Genomic DNA, 6141 nt, shown 5'->3' on the forward strand with positions numbered 1-6141 from the left:
TCGCGATTCAGTCGAGCACCGGTCGGTCGGTGTCGGCCTTGCTGTCCCACGCCGGCCATTCGGAACTGATGCTGCCGGTCCAGTTGGGCTGACGGCGGTCGCGGAACGCCGCCATCGCCTCGCCGCCGTCGACGCTCTTGGCGACGTGCGCGTTGAGTTCGGACTCCAGCCTGCCGACCATGGCCGGGCTCATGCCGAGGCCCTCCCAGAGCAGCCGCTTGGACAGCGCGACCGGCAGCGGCGCCGACCCGTTGACCAGATCGTGCGCCACCGACAGCGCGGTCGGCAGCACTTCGCCGCCCGCTAGGCACGCGTTGGCCAGGCCCATCGCCTTGGCCTCTTCGCCGTCGAAGGTGCGGCCGGTGAGCATGATGTCGGCGGCGTTGGCCATGCCGACGAGCCGGGGCAGCGTCCAGTGCGCGTAGCCGTCGGCGAGCACGCCGCGGCGCACCTGGGTGAGTCCGTAGACCGCGTCGCGCGCCATGTACCGCAGGTCGCATTGCAGTGCCAGCGCCAGCCCGATGCCGACCGCGTGCCCGTTGACCGCGGCGATCACCGGCTTGCGCACCCGCCACGGCGCCGGCTCGATGGTGGCGCTGACCTCGCCGACTCGGTTGGACAGATCCGCGCCCGCGCAGAACGCGGGCGGCGTCCCGGTGATGACCACCGCGCGGATCGCGTCCTCGCTGTCGCAACGTTGCAGCGCGGCGCCGAGCTCAGCGGCCATCGCCGGGGTGAACGCGTTCTGCTGGGCGGGTCGGTTGAGCGTGAGGACGGCGATGCCCGCGGAGACATCGACGAGCAGTTCCGAACTCATGCCATGGGATCGTAGTGGCTCAGCGCAGGATCTTGCGGCCGATGGCGTACTTGTGGACCTCGGTGGGGCCGTCGTAGAGGCGGAAGGCGCGCATATCGCGGAAGATCATCTCGACCACCGTCTCGTCGCTGATGCCGATGCCGCCGAGCACCTGCACGCAGCGGTCGGCGACCTTGAACAGCTCCTCGGAGACGTAGGACTTCGCGATCGAGCTCTCGTGCCGCGCCTTCTCGCCTTGGTCCATCAGCCAGCAGGCGTGCCAGATGGTCAGGCGGCACTGGTGCAGCGCGATCTCGTTGTCCGCGAGCATGAAGGAAACGCCCTCGTGTTCGCCGATCGGCTTGCCGAACGCGGTGCGGGTCTTGGCGTGCTGCACCGCGATACTCTGGGCCCGTTCGGCCGCGCCGAGCCAGCGCATGCAGTGGGTGAGCCGGGCGGGGGCGAGCCGCAGCTGTGCGTAGCGCAGTGCCTGCCCGGCCTCCCCGAGCAGCGCCGACTTGGGCAGCACCAGGTTGTCGAAGCGGACGACGCCGTGCCCGGCGACGTAGTTGCGGTCCATCGTGTTCATGGTGCGCTCGATGACGATGCCCGGCTGATCGCCGTCGGTGAGGAACAGCGTCGGTCCCTCGGGCAGGTGCGGGTTGGCCGCGAGGCGCGCCATGATGATCCAGGTCTTCGCGCCGTTGGCGCCGGTGATCAGCCATTTGCGCCCGTTGACGGTGAAGTTCTCGCCGTCGAAGACGGCCTCGGTGGTCAGCTGCGCCGGGTCCGAGCCCGCGCCGTCGGGTTCGGTCATCGCGAAGACCGAGCGCTGGTGTCCGTTGATCACCGGCATCAGGTAGCGGTCGGTCTGCTCCTGGTTCGCGACCTTGGACAGCAGGAACATATTGCCCTCGTCGGGCGCGGCGCAGTTCATCGCGATCGGGCCGAGGGTCGACCACCCCGCCGCCTCGTAGATGACGGCCTGCTCGACGTGGCTGAGCCCGCGCCCGCCGAGCGCCTCGGGCGCCTGCACCGTCAGCAGCTTCTCGGCGCGCGCGAGTTCCACCAGCTCCTGGCGCAATTCGTCGGTCGGACCGTGCGCGGTCAGGCGCGGGTCGCGCTCGAACGGAACGATTTTGTCGATGACGAACTGGCGGACGCGGTCGCGTTCGGCGGCGAGTTCGGCGGGAATCGAGAAGTCGATCATCGTTGGTCACCATTCGTTCGGCGGCGTGTGGATCCGAGCATACGAAACCTTACGCCGACGACTGAAGGCGGCTGCCATCACCTGACTAGGTGCTCGCCATATTTCGCCGCTACCTGCACTGACACGCGCTGTCAGCGCATTGTGAACGGCCTGTCAGCCGGGCCCGACATCTTTGGTTCATCGAAGGGCCACACCGGCCACGCAAGACCGAGGAGAACCGCCATGCTGACCGTCGCCGCCATCGTCCAACTGCTCATCGCGCTCGCCTTCGTGAGCATCCCGCTGGTCCGCCACCGCTACGGCGCCGCGGCGAAGGCCGCCGCCGAGGCGGAACTGAACCGCCAGGGCGTCCGGCCCGGTGTGCTCGCCGAGCACGGCATGCGGTTCGACGCGGGTGGCCACGAGACCTGGGCTCCTTTGTCCATCGCACTGGTCATGACCGCCCTTGCCGCACTGAACCTCGCGGCGAACCCGTGGGGCCAGACGCTGACCTGGATCTGCCAGGCGCTCGTTCTTTTCGTCAACGTCGTCATCCTGTACAGCAACCTGACCGCCGCCAAGGGCGTCGAAGCCGCCTTCGCCAAGACCGGCGACCCGGAACTCGCCCGCATCGACGCGCGCCGCTTCCTCGCCGCCGCCGAAGGCGCCTTCCCTCGCTGGGTAATGCCCTACCTGCAGAACGCCCGCCACGCGATCGTCTTCGGCGGCTCGATCCTGGTCTTCCTGGCCCTGCTCGCCGCCTGATCCCCAACCCCGGCGTGGGCTCGACCCGCTCGTCACTCGAGCGTGTCGACCCGCGCCGGGGCTTTTGGCGTCACCGGCTTCCCGAGGGGGTCGCCGGTACTCGGCCCCCGCCACCGCCGCAATGTTCGACTCCCACACACCCTATGTACGCCTCACATAGCCACCGCCTATGTGAGGCGTGTGAAACCTGTGTGGCACCACCCCAGCCGACAGGTTCGACCCTTCTGACACCCTGGACCGGTGCGTGTTGCTCTACTCGGTCCGGTCGCGGCTTTCGCCGACGACGGTTCCCCTCTGGATCTCGGCGGTGTGCGGCTCCGGATGCTCCTTGCCAGGCTCGCGCTGGAGGCGGGTCGCCCGGTCTCGGTAGACGCGCTCATCGACGGGCTGTGGGGTGAGCATCCACCGGCCGAGGCGGCGGGCGCCTTGCAAGCGCTGGTCTCCCGCCTGCGCAAGGTGATTCGCGGCGCGGGCACCCTCGAACTCGGCCCCGGCGGCTACCGGCTCTCGGTGCGGCCGGAGGACGTGGACACCCACCGCTTCGAAACCGCGGCCGCCGAGGGACGCCGCGAACTGGCCGCGGGGAAGGTCGAGGCGGCGGCGGCCACACTCGCGGACGCGCTCGCGCTCTGGCGAGGTCCCGCGCTGGCCGACGTGCGGGACGCCCCGTTCGCCGATCTCGCGGTTGCCCGGCTCGAAGAGCTGAAAGCCGCTGTCGCCGAGGACAATTACGATGTCGAGCTGCGACTCGGCAGGCACGCCGAAGTGCTCACCGACCTGGAAACCGCCGCCGCCGAACGCCCGCTGGCGGAGCGGCTGGCCGGACTACGCATGCGGGCGCTGTCCGCCGCGGGTCGCCAATCCGACGCGCTCGCCGTCTACGAGCAGATCCGCGAGCGCCTCGGCGACGAACTCGGCGTCGATCCCTCCGCCGAACTGCGCGACATCCACTTGGCGCTGTTGCGCGGCGAACTGGATCGCCCCGCACCGCGTCCGGAGCCGACGGTGAGCCGAATTCCCCTGCCGCTCACCAACTTCGTCGGACGGGATCGCGAGCTGTCCCGAGTTTCCGAACTGCTCGCCGCGGGCCGCTTGGTCACGCTGGTCGGTCCGGGTGGCGCGGGCAAGACCCGCTTGGCCGTCGAAACCGTCAGCAGGAACCGGGCTTACGAGCGCGGCCGGGTCTGGCTGGTGCCGCTGGCCGGTGTGAGCACAGCGGAACAGTTGACCGACACCGTGCTCGGCGCGCTGGCCTCCTGGGATATGCGCGTCTCCGACAATCGCCAGCCGCTCACCGGAATCGACCGCATCGCCGAGCTGCTCGATGTCGGCCCCGCCGTACTCGTGCTCGACAACTGCGAGCATCTGATCGAATCCGCCGCAGAACTGGCCGACGGTCTACTCGAAAGACTGCCGCAGCTACGGATTCTCGCGACGAGCAGGGAGCCGCTCGCCATCGCGGGGGAGACGCTGTACCAGCTCGGACCGCTCGAATTGCCGGGCGAGGCAGCAGAGTCCGCCGAGGTCGCCGATGCGCCCGCGGTGCGGCTCTTTCTGGATCGCGCGGTCGCGGCACGACCCGACTTCGTCTTGGACGCCGAGACGGCCGGACCGGTGGTGGACATCTGCCGACAGCTCGACGGCCTGCCGCTCGCGCTCGAATTGGCCGCCGCCAAACTGCGTTCGATGAGCGTCGAGCAGATCGCGCGCAGACTCGACGACCGCTTCCGGCTGCTGACCTCAGGCAGCCGCACCGCACTGCCGCGCCAGCGCACGCTGCTGGCGCTGGTGGCGTGGAGCTGGGACCTGCTCACCGAGCCGGAAAGGGTACTGGCCCGCAGACTTTCGCTGTTTCCCGGCGGCGCGACCCTCGACGCGCTGGAAGCGATCTGCGCCGACGCGGCGCTGCCCGCCGAGGACGTGCTGTACGTGGCCGACGCGCTGGTGGAGAAGTCCGTCCTCACCGTCTCGGGCGAGCGCTACCGCATGCTCGCGACCATTCGCGCCTACGCGGCCGACCGGCTGACGGAGTCCGGCGACGATCTCGCCGACCGCTTCGCCGAGCATTACCTGACGCTTGTCGAACGGTACGAACCACTGCTGCGCACGCGGGAGCAGTTGCGTGCCATCGGCACCTTCGATGACGAACACGAAAACCTGGTAACCGCACTGCGATCGACGCTCGACGCTGGCGACGCAGTGCGCGCCGCGCGCTTCGTCGGCGGGTTGTTCTGGTACTGGGGCATCCGCGGCATGAGCACCCAGTTCGACACGTTCCTCGCCGCCGTGCTGAGTCTCGACGACGCGCTGCCCGCCCGTGAACGGTCCGCGCTGCGACTCGTGCAGCTGCTCGCGGGCGCGCCGATCGCGGAAGCGGTTCCGGTGCGGAAGCTCATCGAGGACTGCGTCGCCGACGCACTCGACTTCCATCCCGCGCTGCTGCTGTGGATTCCGCTGCTCGCCGCATCGGTGGGCGCCGACGACCTCGGCGACCGCGTGCTCGACCAAGCGCTGACCAACCGGGACCCCTGGGTGCGAGCCAGCGCGCACTGGGCGCGGGACTACGTGTGGACCGAACGTGGCGACCGTGCGGCGGGCGCCGAGGCCCGTGCGGCGGCGGTGCGCGGTTTCGAGGAGGTCGGCGACCGCTGGGGTCTCGGGATGGCGCTGCTCGCCGTCGGCCGCGACCACTCGCTGCGCGGCGAACACGCCCGCGCCATCGCCGTTTTCGAGCGCGGCGTCGCGGTCAGCAGCGAGCTTGGCGGCCAGGACGACCTGTTCCACTGCCGCGCCCGGCTCACCGTCGAACGCATGCGCGCGGGCGATCTCGTCGGCGCACTCCGCGACATCGAGGCGATGCGACGGCAGGCAACCGCTCGCGGCCACCGCCGCAGCGCCGCGGAAACCCTCTTCGAACTCGCCGAATGGCACCGCCGCGCGGGCGACGTGCCCGCCGCCGACCACACCATCGACGAACTCGCCGCGATCGCCGACCGCCTCGGCCTCCCGGAAACCATGGCCGCCGGTCTGATCGCCGCCGCCCGCCTGGCCAACCGCCTCGCCGAAGGCGACCCGGTGGGGGCCCGCGCCCACCTCCCGCACGCCGCCGCGGGCCTGTTCGCCTTGGCCGACGCGGCGAACACCGCGCACGTCGCCGAACTCCTCGCCGAACTGCTCTCCCTCGAAGACGCCCCCGAGCCCGCCGCCGAAGCCCTCGGCCTCAGCGAAGCCCTCCGCGGCGACTTCGACGCGGGCGAACCCCGCCTCGCGGACTTGGTGAACACCCTCACCAACCAACTAGGCCAGGAAACCTACAAGGCCGCCTACCACCGCACCGCCACCTTGCCCGCCCCCGAAGCCCTGACCCGCCTCCGTACGGCGGTGGGCCTCA

General features: G+C 70.2%; 4 protein-coding genes. 2 read left to right on the forward strand and 2 right to left on the reverse strand.

Translation table 11 applies throughout. The features are described from left to right. Positions 1-7: 7 nt before the first annotated feature. Positions 8-817, reverse strand: coding sequence for an enoyl-CoA hydratase/isomerase family protein (locus NAM01S_RS26290; RefSeq protein ID WP_067790066.1), 810 nt, complete (start codon positions 815-817; stop codon positions 8-10). A gap of 19 nt (positions 818-836) precedes the next feature. After that, on the reverse strand, positions 837-2006 hold the full coding sequence (locus tag NAM01S_RS26295; protein WP_067790069.1) for an acyl-CoA dehydrogenase family protein: 1170 nt from the start codon (positions 2004-2006) through the stop codon (positions 837-839). A 222-nt stretch (positions 2007-2228) separates the two neighbouring features. On the opposite strand from NAM01S_RS26295, the gene NAM01S_RS26300 reads away from it, so the two are divergent. Beyond that, positions 2229-2750: a hypothetical protein gene (locus tag NAM01S_RS26300; RefSeq protein WP_067790072.1), complete on the forward strand. Its 522-nt coding sequence runs from the start codon at positions 2229-2231 to the stop codon at positions 2748-2750. Positions 2751-2990: 240 nt separating this feature from the next. Then, the coding region (locus NAM01S_RS26305) for an AfsR/SARP family transcriptional regulator (protein WP_067790074.1) at positions 2991-6141 on the forward strand (3151 nt) is incomplete at its 3' end.

This window comes from Nocardia amikacinitolerans NBRC 108937, assembly GCF_001612615.1.
GTDB lineage: Bacteria > Actinomycetota > Actinomycetes > Mycobacteriales > Mycobacteriaceae > Nocardia > Nocardia amikacinitolerans.